Genomic DNA, 14,515 nt, shown 5'->3' with positions numbered 1-14,515 from the left:
GGAAGGGCCCCGACTTGGCCGTAATCAGTGCCGAGCAGTGGCTGAAGTTCTCTGATGCACTATACGTGTCTGATCGGTTGGACGCGCTCATTCCCTTCAAGACAAGACGCTTCATCCTGAGCGGCAACTGCGCGAGGTAGGCACGCATGACAACCATCCTCGTCACCGGTAGCGCGGGCTTCATCGGATATCATTTGTGCGACCTGTTGCTCAAAGCAGGCCACACGGTGGTCGGCTATGACGGGCTAACCGACTATTACGATGTCTCGCTGAAAAAGCGACGGCACCAGATGCTTCTCCAGCACGAGAGGTTTACCGCTCATATCGGGATGCTGGAGGACTTTGAGAAACTGGACGCCATCGCAATGGGTGCCGAGCCCGATGTGATCGTCCATCTCGCGGCGCAGGCGGGCGTTCGCTACAGCCTCGAGAACCCTCGCGCCTTTGTAGAATCCAATCTCGTCGGCACATTCAACGTGATGGAATGCGCGAGAAAGCTGGCTATCGATCACCTGCTGATGGCGTCGACCAGCTCAGTCTATGGCGCCAATGCGGAGATGCCGTTCGAAGAGCGGGACAAAAGCGACACGCAGCTGACGCTTTATGCCGCGACCAAGAAGGCCAACGAAGCGATGGGCCACAGCTATGCACATCTGTGGAACCTGCCGACCACCATGTTCCGGTTCTTTACCGTCTATGGCCCTTGGGGGCGGCCCGACATGGCCCTGTTCAAGTTCACCCATGGCATTCTCGAAGGCAAGGAAATCGACGTTTACAACCATGGCGAGCTGTACCGTGATTTCACCTATGTGACAGACCTCGTGCAAGGAATTATATTGTTGATTGATGCTCCGCCTGTGCGGCCCCAAACGAGGGACGAAATTCCCGAATGGGACAGCCTCTCACCTGCCGCGCCCTACCGCGTGGTCAATATCGGCAGTGGTGAGAAAGTGAAGCTGACTGATTTCGTGGATGCGATCGAGGCCGAATGCGGAGTGCCGGCGAGACGCAATTTCATAGAAATGCAAAAGGGCGACGTCCCTGCGACATGGGCTGATACGTCCCTGCTGCAGCACCTGACCGGCTATCGCCCGCAGACTGGCGTCCGTGAGGGGGTGGGCCAGTTCGTCGCGTGGTACCGCGTCTATTATGGGGTTTGACCCGGACCACGGAACGAGAGAGTGAAGTTGGTAGTAAGCTCGCCCAGTTAGCGCGCCAGCAGATCGGCAATCCGAAGCGCTGATTTACCATCCCCGAAAGGGTTGTGCGCCTTCGCCATCGCTTCGTAGGCTGCGCGATCATCGAGCAAGCGCTCGACTTCGCGTATGATTGTCTCTGCATCGGTGCCTACCAGCTTGGCCGTTCCCGCCTCGACCCCCTCAGGTCGCTCGGTCGTTTGCCGCATCACGAGCACAGGCTTGCCTAGGGCTGGCGCCTCTTCCTGCACCCCGCCACTATCAGTCAGCATCAGCGTACAAATGTTCAGAAGACGAGCGAAATTGGGGTAATCGAGTGGATCGAGCAACGCGACATTGTCGATCCCGGCGAGTTCGTCCTGCATGATGTCGCGAACATTGGGATTAAGGTGCACCGGGAAAATCAGCGCCACGTCTTCGCGGGCGGCCAGGCGTTTAATTGCGTTGGCAATGGCACGCATTCCGTCGCCGAAATTCTCGCGCCGGTGCGAGGTCACTCCGATAATTCGCTTGCCGGCAAAGCGTGCTTCGAGTTCGCCGAGGTTGCTCGCCAACCTCGGGGCCTCAGCGACCTTGGCGGTGATCCAGTGAAGAGCATCGATCACCGTATTGCCGGTCACGTGGATCTTTGACGGGTCGATGCTCTCGGCCCGAAGCGCATCGGCCGAGGTCTGGGTCGGCGCCGCGTGCAATTGCGCAAAACTGCCGATGACCTTGCGATTCACCTCTTCGGGAAACGGATGGTAGATATCGCCACTGCGCAAACCCGCTTCGACATGGCACACTGGGATCTTGCGATAATAGGCTGCCAAGGCGCCGCACATGGCCGTGGCAGTGTCGCCCTGGACAACGACCCAATCGGGCTTTTTCCGGTCGAGCCAATCGCCGATCCCGATAATCAGGCGCGCAGTCAGTGCGTCTAGGGTCTGGTCGGGCTGCATCACATCAAGATCGTGATCGGGCTCTATCTCGGCGATCGCGAGAATCTGGTCGAGCATGCCGCGATGCTGCCCGGTCACCAGCACGCGGGCGTCGAAACGCGCGTCCTGCTCAAGCGTATGAACCAGCGGGAACAGCTTTATGGCTTCGGGGCGGGTGCCGAAGATGACGGCAATCTTGCGCGGGGAGTTCATGGCTGTTGCCCTAGACCAGATTCGCTTGGTCTGCCTAACCCCCGCAGACGAAAGTTGTGTGGGTTTAGCGACCCGGTTCGCGGTCGAGCCCTGAAGCGTCCTCGCCGCCATCGTCCGAAGGTGCATCAGCCGCGGCGCCCGCAGGTTGGGGTAGGTCGGACGAGGTTTCGCCGGGCAGGTCGCCGGCACGTTCACGTTCGAGGCGTTCCATATACTCGCGCTCGATCGCCTCGACCCGTTCCTGTTCGGCAGCCGCTTCCTCGTCAATCTGCGAAAGGCGCTCGGCACGGGCGGCTTCGATAAGGCGCCCGAAACGTACGCTCGAGGCGTTGGCCTTGGCGTCATAGGCAGCATCGATCAGTTCCTGCGTGCAGCCCGTGAAGCCGCCGGCTCCACTCGGTGAGCAAGAAAGCGTACCGAAATCGCCGATGAAGTCGAACCGTTCGACCCGCCGCGCCCAGGCGGTATTGGCCGGATCATTACTGAAGCGCAGGTTCTCGGGGATCCGATAACGCTCGCTTTCCGGCAACGTGGCCACGACCAGGATTTCATTGCCGACAGGCTCGGGCCGCGCATCGTCACCATAGATAATGACCATGCGGACGGTATCGCCCGCTGTGTCCTGCGCCGCGGCAGGGCTGGTAAGCGGCATGGTGGCCGCCACCAGCAGGGCGGCAAGAGTGAGCGGGTTCAAGCGACGGATCATGGGTCTGCCTTTGCAAATGCGAAAACGGTCGGGCCGTATATAGGTAGGAAATCCCGTGAATGCACCCTGAAGCACGCCCCGGCCAACGGGCCGGGAGAGCGCCGGGTCAGACCCGCTCGCTAAGCTTGATCGCCGCGCGGCAACCGAGCCGGATCAGGCCTGACAGGACCGGGTAAGCGGGCGCCTTTTCGGCCCCCATTTCCAGCGCTGCGTCGCGGTGCTCGCGCTCGTCCTCGCGGAACTCGTGAACCATGGCCGCCAGTTCCGGGTCCTCGCCCGATTGCTCCAGTGCGTCGAGCTGATCGGAATAATGCTTGTCGATCTCGGTTTCGATGGCAGCTGTGCAGGCCATCGCAGCTTCGGGGCCGAGTAGCGCGGTTCCCGCTCCCAATGCGTAGCCGGCGACAGACCAGAAGGGCTGTAGCGCTGTCGGGCGCACCCCGCGCTCGGCCATCAGCGCATCGAACCGCTGGCGATGGCCCTCCTCCTGCCGCGCCATGGCAGCGATCTCGCCCGAATGGGGGCCGCGATTGCCCATTACGGCAAGCTGGCCTTCGTAAATGCGGGTCGCGCCGAATTCCCCGGCCTGGTCGACCCGGATCATCCGGTCGGTATCGGGTTTCGTCATCGTATCAGCCCTTCCTTGCCAGCAATGTCAGCACCGCTACCCCAGCTACGCTGGAGAAGAGGAAATTCCAACCTGCCAGCGAGATGCCAAGCAAGGTCCAGGGTGCGATATCGCAGCGCACAAGCGGCGCGTTCATGATCGCATCGAGCGCGTCTCCGCCAACCTGCGCGGTTGTGCCGCAGGCAGTGATACCCTGCCACCAGCCATATTCGACCCCGGCGTGGAAGCCACCGATCAGGCCCGCAATGATGATAGCAATCCCTGCCAGAGCCACCCACACCTTGCGTGGAGCAACGAAACTGCCCAGCAGTGCAAGTGCGAGGGCCGCCAGATGGGCCCAGCGTTGCCACCAGCACATTTCGCATGGGTATAAGCCGAAGACGTATTCGGAGATGTAAGCCCCGCCAAGCAACAGGGCCGGCACGGCCAGCGCGAGCTGGCGCGCGAGCCGCTGTGAAGGAGTCTCGGTCATAGTGGTGCCAGCCTGCACCTACTTGCGCAGCGCGACCGAACTCGGCGTGGTGCGGCGCAGCGTTTCCAACGCGTAGTGAAGCTGGAAGTCCTCGATCCCCTGCGCCTTCAGTTCTTCCGAGGTCTGTTTGAAACGCGGATCAGCGCGGGTATCGTTTTCGAGCTCTTCGTCCTTCAACCCAGCCTCGTTGATCAGCTTGTTGCGCAGATCGCTTTCGCGCAGGCGATATTTGGCGCGCCGTTCCCAATCGGGGTCCGAAATCTGCGGCACCTTGATGTCGGGTGCAATGCCGCCTTCCTGCACCGATTTGCCCGACGGCGTGTAATAGCGTGCAGTGGTCAGTTTGAGCGCAGAAGTGCGGGTCAGCGGCAGCAGCGACTGGACGCTGCCCTTGCCGAAGCTGCGTTCACCCATGACCAGCGCACGGCGGTGGTCCTGAAGCGCTCCCGCGACGATCTCGGAGGCCGAGGCCGAACCGGCATCGATCAGCACGATCAGCGGGATTTCGGCAGCAATTTCTCCGCGATAGACCGTTTCTGCATCATAAAGCAGAGTTTCGCCGCGGGCGCGGCCGCGCTGCGAGACGATCCGACCCTTGCTCAGGAACAGGTCCGACAGCGCCACAGCTTCGTCGAGCGAGCCGCCAGGGTTCGAGCGCAGGTCGAGAACCAGCCCGTTGATGCGCCCGGTCGCCTCGCGCTGTATCGCCTGCCAGGCACCGTAAACATCGGACCCGACATCACGTGAGAATTCGTTGACGGTGATAACGCCGATATTGCCATCCTGCACCTCGTAGGTGACCGGCTCCAATTCGATCACACCGCGCGTAACGCTGACGTCGAACGGCTCGTCGCGGCCGGGACGAAAGATGGTCAGGCGAATGGCGGTGCCGGCGACGCCGCGCATGCGCTGGACCGCATCGTCGAGGTCGCCGCCATAGATCAGCTCCCCATCGAGGTGGGTGATGAAGTCGCCTGCCTTGATGCCGGCGTCGTCAGCGGGACTGCCGCGAAACGGGCTGATGACCTTGACCGCGCCGTCTTCCATGATGACCGACAGGCCAAGGCCAGAATAATTGCCGTCGATCATGGTCTCGAGCCGTTCCAGATCGCTGCCGTCGAGATAGGCCGAATGCGGATCGAGCGAAGCCAGCATCCCGTCGATTGCGCCGCGGATCAGCTTTTCATCGTCGACCTTCTCGACATAACTAGCCTGGATCCGCTGGTAGACCGCGAAGAGCTTGGCGAACTCCGGTCCCACCCGGCCATCGACCTGGGCAAAGGTGGCGGTGGTCGCCGGGATCAGCGCCACGGCAGTGACGAGGGCGGCGGAACGCATCAATTCGGCGAATTTCATCGATGATCTCTCAACAGTCTGCAGCGCAACAATATCGCGAACGCGACCTTAATACCATATGAGGAACACGGCGAACCACGTCGTTCGTCCCCTTGCGGGGCATCGCCGATAGAAATATCCGCTGGCACTGATAGCGCAAGGCGCATCAGCCGATGAAATCGAGCGGATTGACCGGGGTGCCTGAGCGCCTCAGCTCGAGCGACACCTCGGGCCGACCGGGACCAGCGACGCCGAGCGGCGAACCGGCAACAAGCTCTTCGCCCACCGTCACGTCGACCCGCGCCAGACCAGTCACGAGGCTGGTCCAGCCGCCGCCATGTTCGATGATGACGATGCGACCATAGCCGCGATAGGGCCCGGCAAAGGCGACCCGGCCGGCCGCCGGCGCGATGACTTGCGCGCCAGGGCGCGGGGCGAGCGTGATCCCGTCGGACATCACCCCGCCTTCGGACGGAGAGCCGAACCCGACGACGGTACGACCCACGACTGGCAATTGCAGGTCGATCGGTGCCAGCGCGCCCGCCGTCGCGCTGGCGCTTGGACTGGGAGCTGTCACCACTCGCGCGGCGCGGGGGGCAGAAGGGCGCACGACAGGGCCCGGCAGCGCGGCCAGCTCATCGCGCAAGGACCCGGCCTGGTCCAGCTTCTCGACGAGCATGCCAAGATCGCGGGCTTCCTCGGCGAGTGCCAGTGCCCGGTCCGTCTCGCGCGCAGCAGCACCGCTACGATCGCGCGATTCGATCCGCTGGCGCGTCTCGAGTGCAGCCAGGCGCTGCCGCCGTTCATCGAGCGTGCCCTGCTCCTGCCTCAGGCCCACGAGCGCGGCTTTGGCCTCGGCCTCGAGCGCGCGCCCCTTGTCGATTTCGCCCCGCAACGCAGCAGTCCGCTGACGCACTTGCGGCAAGGTCGTCTCCAGCATGGCGCGCAGATACACCGTTTCGCGCAGCGAACCCGGGCGGAGGATCGAAAGACCAAGAGGTCGGCGGGCAAATCTCTGCAGGGCTGCCGTCAGGCGGACCAGCGGTTCGCGGCGTTCGGCCAGACGACGCTGCAGGTCCTGCCGCTGGCGTTCGACCAGCGCGATGCGTCCTTCGGCGGCTGCAATGCGCGATTCGGATTGCTGGATTCGCGCCGCCAGCGCTGCTGCCTCGCCCGCCGTCTTCTCTGCGGCTTCGGTGGCGATACGGGCCCTTTGCTCGAGCTTCCTGCCGCGCTTGGCTGCTTCGGCAGCCTCGCTGCGGGCAGTTTCGATTGCCGCAAGGATTGCGGCCGGGTCTGTGCTTGGATCAGCCGATTGCGCGAATGTTCCGATCGACGCCATGCCCATACCGACAAGCCCTACCAATGCGACGAGAGCAAAGAGGGGGTGGTGCGACATCATGGCGTCACCCTGCCCGATGATAGGGATGTCCGGCAAGGATGCTGGTGGCCCTGTAAAGCTGTTCCATCAACATCGCCCGTGCCAGCAGATGCGGCCATGTGGCGGATCCGAAAGCCAGCAACTGGTCGGCCGAGCGGCGATCTTCGTCGGTGTGTCCGTCGGCTGCGCCTAACACGAAGCGGGTCTCGCGCATGCCGTCGTCCCGCCACCGCTCAAGCAAGGTGGCCAGCGCCTCCGAAGAAAGATCCTCACCGCGTTCGTCGAGCAAGATGGTCTTGTGCGGGGATTGCGGTTCAGGGATTCTTCCGCCCGTCTCCGGCAGTTCGGTCAGCTTGACCGGCCACGTCATCCGTTTCTCATAGCGTGCGACCAGCTCGGCTTCGGGCGAGCGAGCAATCTTTCCGCGGGCTATGACGTGCAGAAGCATGGGGCAACGGGCCGATCTGGATTGGGCCGCCTATTGCGGACGGGGCTGTGGGATTATCAGGCCGTCCCAGCCGCAGCCGGAGGGGCATCGCCGAAAGCCCACATCCGCTCGAGATTGTAAAAGCTGCGCACCTCGGGCCGGAACAGGTGAATGACGACATCGCCGGCATCGACCAGCACCCAGTCAGCCGCAGGCAAGCCCTCGAGCCGGACCGGTCCATGGCCGGCCTGCTTGATCCGCTCGGCCAGTTTCTGCGCGATGGCCGCAACTTGTCTGGTCGAGCGCCCGGAGGCGATCACCATGTGGTCAGCAATCGATGATTTGCCCTCAAGCGCGACGGAAACAATGTCCTGCGCCTGATCGTCGTCGAGCTGTTCGAGGACGAGCGCGTGCAGCGAGCCGGGCTCGGCTTCGGGCATGGCGCGAACGCCATCGTCTTCGTGCGGATTGGATTGCGCCGGGGTCATGGGCGGTTTGGGTACTCCTGTCATGGTGAGAAAATAGGGTGTTGCTGGCGATATTGCGAGTCGCTGGTGCGTACTGCGGATGCCGGGATCAGATGGACTCCAGTCACGCGGGTCCCTGACTATCGAATATGCGACGATGGGTGACCTGGTCGTATAACGGGCCGGTCGGCAGGCGGCGCGCCCACTCCGGATCACCGCGGCGAATGGCCGTGGCCGATCGGGAATCGGGATCAAATCGCAAATTCACCAGGCTTGGCGCGCTCCACTCGCCCCTTAGGAATGCCGCTGGCGCGATACGGTATCGCTCCAGCCAGGCCATCGCGGGGCTGGCGATGGCTGCCCCTTCATACCCCGGGCGGGCGATGACCGCAATCGGCATGGTACGGGCAATATCGCGCCAGGCCTTCCAGCGATGGAATTGCGCCATATTGTCGGACCCCATCAGCCACACGAACTCGCGCCCCGGATAGCGTCGTTTCAGCGAGCGCAGCGTGTCGATGGTGTAGCGGGTACGCAGCGCTGTCTCGATCGTCGTCACCCTGATTGGCGCTCGCCGCGCATGGCGCAGAGCCGAGCGGTAGCGGGCCTCATGTGACGCCATACCTTCACGAGGCTTCAACGGATTGCCGGGAGATACCAGCCACCATACTTCGTCGAGCCCGAGCGCAGCCATGGCGAACAAGGTGATCCGGCGATGTCCCCCGTGGGCCGGGTTGAAGCTTCCGCCCAGCAACCCTGTGCGCTTGGCCAGTTTCATAGGTCTCGCGTACCCGTTTCGACCGATTTCGCCAAGCAGTGGCCAAGCGATTCGAAAACAATGGCTTGAGAGCGTCGCAGCGGTCGAAATCGGCTAAAATGCTATTGGTTCCCGCCATTTTGCTCGACTCACCGCGCGACTCGCTCCGTTCACCGGTTACATCGGCAACCGGATTCGACGGTGAACGATTCGATTGCTAGCGCGACAGGCGGGATCAAATACAAAAATCGTATATACGGGGTCGCATTGCAGTCTCAAACACAACATGGCGGTTGGACCGCACGCATCGCTGATTGGTTTCCCGATCGCGAATTCTTCATGCGTTCGCAGGGCCAGGTCCGCTTTATCAAGGTCAGTTCGCGCGTGCAGATGCTCGCCGCCGCTGGTGTCGTCATTGCGCTGATGGCGTGGGCGATCAGCATGGGCGTCATGAGCTATTTGCAATATCGCGCCCAGGCCGACCGGGTTTCGCTGATCGAACGTGAAGCCCAGGTCGCCACCGCCGAGGAACGCCACAGCGTCTATGGCGAGGACCTCGAGGCGGTCGCCGAGGATCTCGCGAAGCGTCAGGATTTTCTCGAGGCGACTACAGCCGCACTGCCGGACGACGTGAAGGTCGACGATGCCGATACGGTGACCGACAGCAGTTCGGAAACCGCAGCCTTGGTCGACAAGGTCAGCATCGCATTTCCGCAAGCGGTCGAACTAGCCAAGCTCGAATCTCGCCAGTTGGCCTATGTGGAGAAGCTGACCCGCTACGCCGATCGCCGCGCAGCGAGGGCCGAAAAAGCCATTCGCGACCTCGGCCTCAACCCCAGCACCATGCTGCGGCAGGCCGAACGCCAGGCTATGGGTGGTCCGCTTGAGCTGTTGGCCACCAGCGCCAATGGTGATCTCGATCCGCGGTTCGAGCGCCTGGGCCTGAGCCTTGCCCGGATGGCGGCACTCGAGCGCGGCCTCGAAGGGATTCCCCAGGTCAATCCGACCAGCCTCGACGTAACCCGCATCTCGTCCAGTTTCGGCTATCGCCGCGATCCGATCACGCGCGGAAGCGCGATGCATTCGGGGCTCGACTTCAAAGGTCCGACAGGCGCGCCGATCTATGCCGCCGCCAATGGCCGCGTCAGCTATGTCGGTTGGAAATCGGGCTACGGCAAGACGGTCGAGATCAGCCACGGCAACGGCCTGATGACCCGCTACGCCCACATGTCGCAGTTCAAGGCCAAGGTCGGTGAGACCGTCACCGCGGGCGACGCGATCGGTGCGATCGGCAGCACCGGCCGCTCGACCGGTCCACACCTGCATTTCGAAGTTCGCATCAACCAGCGCGCGGTCAATCCGCGCCGCTTCCTGGAGGCCGCTCCCAATGTTCTCAAAGAAGTCCGCCGAGCCGGAACCGAGGGCCAGCCACGTGGCTAGGGCGTCGGGAGCATCCGGCAGCTTTTCGGTGATTGGCAGCGATGTCACCATCACCGGCAATGTCGTCGCCTCAACAGAGCTGCATGTCGACGGGTCGGTCGAGGGCGATATCGAATGCGCATCGCTGGTGCAGGGCGAGACCTCGAAAGTGACCGGCGCGATCCGGGCCGAAACCGCCCGCATCGCCGGAACGGTCGAGGGGTCGATTGATGCCCGTGAACTGGTCGTGCTGCGCACCGCGAGCATCAAGGGCGACGTCCACTATGACGCGCTCACGATCGAGCAGGGTGCCAATGTCGATGGCCGCTTTGCACCGCGCGGCAATGGAAAACCGGCCAGTGTGGCTTCGGTCTCTCCTGCCACCGACACCGAGATTGACAGCCTGCCGTTGAGTGCCGCCAACTAACGCGCAAAACCATTGCAAACCGGATGGGGCGCCCGCGATTGCGGCGCCCTTTTCGTATCAGTCGAGCACTTCGGCGCGCAGGGCCTTGCGGTCGAGCTTGCCGATCATGGTCCTGGGCAGGTCATCGCGGATGACCACCTGGTCGACCCGCTCGTGCTTGCCGACGCGCTCGTTGAGCCAGGTCTTGAGCCCCTCGCCACTGGTTTCGGCCGTTTCGTTCAAGGTGACGAAGGCACGCACCGCTTCCCCGCGATATTCGTCGGGAACGCCAATGACGAGCACCTCTTTCACCGCCGGATGTTCGAACAGGACGTCCTCAACCTGGCTCGGGAAAACCTTGAACCCGCCGACCGCGATCATGTCCTTGATCCGATCAACGATGGCGAGAAACCCGTCAGCGTCGAGCGTTGCGACATCGCCCGTCCGCAGCCATTGCTTGCCATCATGCTCGATAAAGGCATCGGCAGCAGCTTCGGGCCGGTTCCAATAGCCGCGCATGACCTGCGGGCCGTGAATGGCGAGTTCGCCCGGCTCGCCCTCGGGGGCCAGCTTGGTCGGGTCTTCCTTGTCGAGCAAGATGATCTCGGTCCCGGCGAGGACCTGCCCGATCGTCCCGCGCTTGCGCGTACCCTCGTAGGGATTGACCGAGACGACCCCGGCGCTCTCAGTCAGTCCGTAACCCTCCACCAACCGGACGCCGGCAATGTCCTCGAAACGGGCATGTACTGGAGCCGGCATCGGTGCGCCGCCCGAGATACAGACCTTGAGCGAGGACAGGTCGGTCTTGGCGAGATCGGGATGGTCGAGCATCGCCTGGAACATGGTCGGCACGCCAGGAAAACCGGTGCAGCGATGGGCGGCAATTGTCTTGAGAACCTGCGCCGTTTCGAAGCGGGGAACCATGGCAATGGAGGCCCCGGTCGCAGCCGCGTGGTTCAACAGACTGGTATTGGCGAATACGTGGAAGAAAGGCAGCGCGCCCATGAAGATTTCGCCGGATGGGTTTCCAAACGGATTAATCGCCGCAACTTGCTGGGCATTGATCGACAGCTGGCTGTGCCCCAGCATCGCGCCCTTGGGCCGACCGGTCGTGCCGCCAGTATACTGCAACAGAGCGAGATCCTGTTCCGCGTCGAGCATTACAGGAGTTGGCGAAGCGGACCGCGTCAGATCGTTCCATGAGTGGATTGCCGGGCCGTAATCGACTGCGGCGATCTGGGCGCGCTTGAACAGCTTGAAAGCGATGCCCTTCAACCGTGGCAACATGTCCGCCAGCCGCCCTACGACGAGCGACTGGAGCCCGGACTCCTCGCAGACCTGCGCGGCCGGCTGGTACAATTCCGGCACGTCGATAGTGACCAACACCCGCGTGCCGCTGTCACCGACCTGCCAGGCCAATTCTTCGACCGAGTAGAGCGGCGAGAAATTGACCACGATCGCACCCGCCATCATCGCGCCGTAATAGGCCGAGGCGTAAATCGGGACATTGGGCAGAAACAGGCCGACCCGGTCACCCTTGTTCACGCCGAGCGCCTGCAGTCCGGCAGCAAAGCGCAGGGCCTCGGAATGGATCTCGCCGTAACTGTAGGTTCGGCCGAGGAAATGCAGAAACGGCGCAGCAGGGTTGGCCGACATCGAGCGCCGGAACATGTCGGGCAAGGTCAGCGCGGCAAACTGCGTGTCCCAGGGTGTGGGGTGGTGATAGGGGAGCTTACTGACATCCATGTCAGCAGCATGAAGCCAAACCCGGCCGCTCGCAAGGCGAAAGGCCGGGTTTGCATGGGATTGCTTCACGGCTGCGGCGCATCGGCACCGCGCCGCGTGCGATCAATCGTTTGTTTCTTCTGCAGGCGCTTCGCTGGCCTCGCTCGCTTCATCGGCTGCACCGGCCTCGGTTGCACTGCCCTCGCCTGCTTCGCCGGCCCGCTTGGCCTCCAGCCATGCGGCGGCCTCGGCTTCCTGCGCCGCTTCGGCAGCGGCCTTGACCGATGCATCACGTTCGGCACGCAGTTCCTCGATCAGCCGTTCCTTGTCGCTGCCGGCTGCAACCGGAGCAACCTCGTCCCCCTCGGTCAGACCGGCCTTCTTGGCCGCCTTGGCCACAATGGAATCAAGCTCGCGCTGCGAGCACAGGCCGAGCGTTACCGGATCCTTCGGCTGGATGTTCTGGATGTTCCAGTGGGTGCGTTCGCGGATGGCGCCGATAGTATTGCGAGTGGTGCCGATCAGCTTGCCGATCTGCGCGTCGGAAATTTCCGGGTGGTTGCGCAGGATCCATGCGATCCCGTCGGGTTTGTCCTGCCGCTTCGATACGGGCGTGTAGCGCGGTCCCTTGGTCCGAGTAACCTCGACCGGAGCCTTCTGCATCTGCAGTTGATAGGTGCTGTCGGCTTCGCCCTTGGCAATCTGTTCCTGGTTAAGCTCGCCGGCATGGACCGGGTCGCGGCCGGTATATTTCGAACTCGCGAGGTCATCCGCCATCGCCTGGACTTCGAGGATGTGCAGGCCGCAGAACTCGGCGATCTGTTCAAAGGACAGGCCGGTGTTGTCGACCAGCCAGGTGGCGGTCGCGTGCGGCATCAGCGGTTTGGGTTGGTCGGCCATCGGATTTCTACCTTGTCAAAAATACAAGGGCCGCCCCTTTCGGAGCGGCCACTTGCCCGACGATGTAGGCCATCCCGGGCTTTTGGGCAAGGCGTTCGATTGGCCAGCCGTGGGTACGGCCGCACTCAGCCGCCGCCGACCTCCAGAACGATCTTGCCGATATGGTCGCCGGCTTCCATTCGCGCATGGGCTGCGGCTGCCTCTGCCAGCGGGAAGCTCTCATCCATGACCGGGCGGATCGTGCCATCCTCGAACAGCGGCCATGCGAAGTGTGCAATCTCGTCACACAATGCCGTCTTGAAGGCATCCGAGCGCGGGCGCAGGGTCGAACCCGTCAGGGTCAGCCGCCGACTCATCACCACGGCCATGTTGATCTCGGCCATCATCCCGCCGAGGACCGCGATGGTTACATGGCGCCCATTCTCGGCCAGGCATTTGAGATTGCGCTGAACATAGTCGCCCGAAACCATGTCGAGCACCAGTTCGACCCCCTTGCCCTTGGTCAGGGTCCGCACTTCCTCGACGAAATCCGCGGTCTTGTAATTGATCGCATGGTCTGCGCCGATCTTGCAGGCGGCGGCGCACTTTTCATCGTCGCCGCAGGTCACGATGACGGTCATGTCGAAAGACTTGGCGAGCATGATCGCCATGGTTCCGATGCCGCTGGTCCCGCCGTGTACCAGCAGCGTTTCGCCATCGCGTGCCATGCCGCGCTGGAAGACATTGTGCCACACGGTGAACAAGGTCTCGGGGATCGCCGCTGCTTCGCGCAGCGTCAGGCCTTGAGGCACGGTGAGGCAATGGCCAACTGGCGCCGTGCAGTATTGCGCATAGCCACCACCGGGCGTCAGCGCGCAGACCGTCTGACCGAGATGGGCGTCATCGACCTGGGCACCGAGCGCCACGATCTTCCCCGAGACCTCTAGTCCGAGGATCGGCGAGGCACCGGGCGGCGGTGGGTAGAGACCGGCGCGCTGGATGCAGTCGGGCCGGTTGACCCCTGCCCACGCCACTTCGATCAGGACCTCGCCCGGCCCCGGTTCCGGCATGGCGATTGTTTCGGGGCGCAAGACTTCGGCCCCGCCCGGTGTATCGAACCCGATTGCGGTGATTTCCACCGGCAATGCCTGCGTCATGTATCGTCTGCCCCCCACTCGATTCAAAGCAGCCCCTGATGCGATTAAGCGGGACCTAGCCTTACGTCTTGTTGACAGCAAGCACGGTCGCGGGCGAAGATGGCAGGCAATGGAAGACGTTGATCGTCCGCGCCCGCAGGGCGACGCCGCGAGCAAGCTCGCCGCAGAGGACCTCGGCCCCTATTCGCAGGACGAACTGGCCGAGCGAATTCGTTTGCTTCAGGTGGAAATTGCGCGGGTCGAAGCACATCGCAGCAAGGTCGATGCCCACCGCGCGGCTGCCAATGCCCTGTTCGGAAAACCGGGGACGTGACGCGGCTTTGCGCCCCTGCCCACTCGCAATTGTGCGGCGCATGCATATATCTTTGCCGCACACCCGGCCCGCGCGTTAGCGAAGGTTAATCATGACCGGTCATACTCATCCGTG

The 14,515-nt window shown here is 63.0% G+C and carries 16 protein-coding genes; 4 read left to right on the top strand and 12 right to left on the bottom strand.

Features of this window, described 5'->3' with window-relative positions:
* The first annotated feature begins 146 nt into the window (after positions 1 to 146).
* On the top strand, positions 147 to 1,160 hold the full coding sequence (locus ACXYL9_RS02045) for an NAD-dependent epimerase/dehydratase family protein (protein WP_459037925.1): 1,014 nt from the start codon (positions 147 to 149) through the stop codon (positions 1,158 to 1,160).
* Positions 1,161 to 1,207: 47 nt separating this feature from the next.
* Here ACXYL9_RS02045 and wecB read toward each other — a convergent pair whose 3' ends face one another.
* From wecB to ACXYL9_RS02000, 9 genes are all read right to left on the bottom strand, one after another.
* Positions 1,208 to 2,329 (bottom strand): non-hydrolyzing UDP-N-acetylglucosamine 2-epimerase, encoded by a 1,122-nt coding sequence (gene wecB / locus ACXYL9_RS02040; RefSeq protein WP_459037924.1) that lies wholly within the window; start codon positions 2,327 to 2,329, stop codon positions 1,208 to 1,210.
* 64 nt (positions 2,330 to 2,393) lie between these two features.
* Positions 2,394 to 3,035: a hypothetical protein gene (locus tag ACXYL9_RS02035; protein WP_459037923.1), complete on the bottom strand. Its 642-nt coding sequence runs from the start codon at positions 3,033 to 3,035 to the stop codon at positions 2,394 to 2,396.
* Positions 3,036 to 3,141: 106 nt separating this feature from the next.
* On the bottom strand, positions 3,142 to 3,663 hold the full coding sequence (locus tag ACXYL9_RS02030) for a demethoxyubiquinone hydroxylase family protein (protein WP_459037922.1): 522 nt from the start codon (positions 3,661 to 3,663) through the stop codon (positions 3,142 to 3,144).
* Positions 3,664 to 3,667: 4 nt separating this feature from the next.
* Positions 3,668 to 4,135, bottom strand: a complete 468-nt coding sequence (locus ACXYL9_RS02025) for a disulfide bond formation protein B (protein WP_459037921.1) — start codon at positions 4,133 to 4,135, stop codon at positions 3,668 to 3,670.
* 18 nt (positions 4,136 to 4,153) lie between these two features.
* The gene (locus ACXYL9_RS02020) at positions 4,154 to 5,491 is read right to left on the bottom strand and encodes a S41 family peptidase (protein ID WP_459037920.1); all 1,338 of its coding nucleotides are present in this window, start codon (positions 5,489 to 5,491) and stop codon (positions 4,154 to 4,156) included.
* Positions 5,492 to 5,636: 145 nt separating this feature from the next.
* The gene (locus tag ACXYL9_RS02015) at positions 5,637 to 6,872 is read right to left on the bottom strand and encodes a murein hydrolase activator EnvC family protein (protein ID WP_459037919.1); all 1,236 of its coding nucleotides are present in this window, start codon (positions 6,870 to 6,872) and stop codon (positions 5,637 to 5,639) included.
* A 4-nt stretch (positions 6,873 to 6,876) separates the two neighbouring features.
* On the bottom strand, positions 6,877 to 7,299 hold the full coding sequence (locus tag ACXYL9_RS02010) for a 23S rRNA (pseudouridine(1915)-N(3))-methyltransferase RlmH (protein WP_459037918.1): 423 nt from the start codon (positions 7,297 to 7,299) through the stop codon (positions 6,877 to 6,879).
* 56 nt (positions 7,300 to 7,355) lie between these two features.
* The gene (gene rsfS / locus ACXYL9_RS02005) at positions 7,356 to 7,718 is read right to left on the bottom strand and encodes a ribosome silencing factor (protein ID WP_459039837.1); all 363 of its coding nucleotides are present in this window, start codon (positions 7,716 to 7,718) and stop codon (positions 7,356 to 7,358) included.
* Positions 7,719 to 7,869: 151 nt separating this feature from the next.
* Positions 7,870 to 8,523, bottom strand: a complete 654-nt coding sequence (locus ACXYL9_RS02000) for a nicotinate-nucleotide adenylyltransferase (protein WP_459037917.1) — start codon at positions 8,521 to 8,523, stop codon at positions 7,870 to 7,872.
* Between the two features lie 318 nt (positions 8,524 to 8,841).
* Here ACXYL9_RS02000 and ACXYL9_RS01995 point away from each other — a divergent pair, with 318 nt between their 5' ends.
* Both ACXYL9_RS01995 and ACXYL9_RS01990 read left to right on the top strand, forming a co-directional pair.
* Positions 8,842 to 9,942, top strand: a complete 1,101-nt coding sequence (locus tag ACXYL9_RS01995; protein ID WP_459037916.1) for a M23 family metallopeptidase — start codon at positions 8,842 to 8,844, stop codon at positions 9,940 to 9,942.
* Entirely contained in the window at positions 9,890 to 10,348 is a 459-nt protein-coding gene (locus tag ACXYL9_RS01990) for a bactofilin family protein (RefSeq protein ID WP_459037915.1), read from the top strand. The genes ACXYL9_RS01995 and ACXYL9_RS01990 overlap by 53 nt, the downstream gene beginning before the upstream one ends.
* A gap of 57 nt (positions 10,349 to 10,405) precedes the next feature.
* On the opposite strand, the gene ACXYL9_RS01985 is transcribed toward ACXYL9_RS01990, so the two are convergent.
* The 3 genes from ACXYL9_RS01985 to ACXYL9_RS01975 all read right to left on the bottom strand — a co-directional run bounded on the left by ACXYL9_RS01985 (position 10,406) and on the right by ACXYL9_RS01975 (position 14,088).
* Positions 10,406 to 12,073, bottom strand: coding sequence for a long-chain-fatty-acid--CoA ligase (locus tag ACXYL9_RS01985; protein WP_459037914.1), 1,668 nt, complete (start codon positions 12,071 to 12,073; stop codon positions 10,406 to 10,408).
* A 102-nt stretch (positions 12,074 to 12,175) separates the two neighbouring features.
* Positions 12,176 to 12,952, bottom strand: coding sequence for a DUF1013 domain-containing protein (locus ACXYL9_RS01980; protein WP_459037913.1), 777 nt, complete (start codon positions 12,950 to 12,952; stop codon positions 12,176 to 12,178).
* A gap of 125 nt (positions 12,953 to 13,077) precedes the next feature.
* Positions 13,078 to 14,088: an NAD(P)H-quinone oxidoreductase gene (locus tag ACXYL9_RS01975; RefSeq protein WP_459037912.1), complete on the bottom strand. Its 1,011-nt coding sequence runs from the start codon at positions 14,086 to 14,088 to the stop codon at positions 13,078 to 13,080.
* Between the two features lie 109 nt (positions 14,089 to 14,197).
* Here ACXYL9_RS01975 and ACXYL9_RS01970 point away from each other — a divergent pair, with 109 nt between their 5' ends.
* Complete coding sequence (locus ACXYL9_RS01970; RefSeq protein WP_459037911.1) at positions 14,198 to 14,401, top strand: DUF1192 domain-containing protein; 204 nt, start codon at positions 14,198 to 14,200, stop codon at positions 14,399 to 14,401.
* The last annotated feature ends 114 nt before the right edge of the window (positions 14,402 to 14,515 follow it).

This window comes from Qipengyuania sp. CAU 1752, assembly GCF_054482615.1.
This window is presented reverse-complemented; position numbering and strand designations above follow the sequence as displayed.

What these genes read in the sequence shown, in the direction of transcription:
- ACXYL9_RS01995 (WP_459037916.1), top strand. Translation starts at nt 8,842, where the DNA reads ATGCGTTCGCAGGGCCAGGTCCGCTTTATCAAGGTCAGTTCGCGCGTG.
- ACXYL9_RS01985 (WP_459037914.1), bottom strand. Translation starts at nt 12,073, where the DNA reads ATGGATGTCAGTAAGCTCCCCTATCACCACCCCACACCCTGGGACACG.
- ACXYL9_RS02045 (WP_459037925.1), top strand. Translation starts at nt 147, where the DNA reads ATGACAACCATCCTCGTCACCGGTAGCGCGGGCTTCATCGGATATCAT.
- ACXYL9_RS01980 (WP_459037913.1), bottom strand. Translation starts at nt 12,952, where the DNA reads ATGGCCGACCAACCCAAACCGCTGATGCCGCACGCGACCGCCACCTGG.
- ACXYL9_RS01975 (WP_459037912.1), bottom strand. Translation starts at nt 14,088, where the DNA reads ATGACGCAGGCATTGCCGGTGGAAATCACCGCAATCGGGTTCGATACA.
- ACXYL9_RS02025 (WP_459037921.1), bottom strand. Translation starts at nt 4,135, where the DNA reads ATGACCGAGACTCCTTCACAGCGGCTCGCGCGCCAGCTCGCGCTGGCC.
- ACXYL9_RS02015 (WP_459037919.1), bottom strand. Translation starts at nt 6,872, where the DNA reads ATGATGTCGCACCACCCCCTCTTTGCTCTCGTCGCATTGGTAGGGCTT.
- ACXYL9_RS02030 (WP_459037922.1), bottom strand. Translation starts at nt 3,663, where the DNA reads ATGACGAAACCCGATACCGACCGGATGATCCGGGTCGACCAGGCCGGG.
- ACXYL9_RS02035 (WP_459037923.1), bottom strand. Translation starts at nt 3,035, where the DNA reads ATGATCCGTCGCTTGAACCCGCTCACTCTTGCCGCCCTGCTGGTGGCG.
- ACXYL9_RS02020 (WP_459037920.1), bottom strand. Translation starts at nt 5,491, where the DNA reads ATGAAATTCGCCGAATTGATGCGTTCCGCCGCCCTCGTCACTGCCGTG.
- ACXYL9_RS01990 (WP_459037915.1), top strand. Translation starts at nt 9,890, where the DNA reads ATGTTCTCAAAGAAGTCCGCCGAGCCGGAACCGAGGGCCAGCCACGTG.
- ACXYL9_RS02010 (WP_459037918.1), bottom strand. Translation starts at nt 7,299, where the DNA reads ATGCTTCTGCACGTCATAGCCCGCGGAAAGATTGCTCGCTCGCCCGAA.
- rsfS (WP_459039837.1), bottom strand. Translation starts at nt 7,718, where the DNA reads ATGCCCGAAGCCGAGCCCGGCTCGCTGCACGCGCTCGTCCTCGAACAG.
- ACXYL9_RS01970 (WP_459037911.1), top strand. Translation starts at nt 14,198, where the DNA reads ATGGAAGACGTTGATCGTCCGCGCCCGCAGGGCGACGCCGCGAGCAAG.
- wecB (WP_459037924.1), bottom strand. Translation starts at nt 2,329, where the DNA reads ATGAACTCCCCGCGCAAGATTGCCGTCATCTTCGGCACCCGCCCCGAA.
- ACXYL9_RS02000 (WP_459037917.1), bottom strand. Translation starts at nt 8,523, where the DNA reads ATGAAACTGGCCAAGCGCACAGGGTTGCTGGGCGGAAGCTTCAACCCG.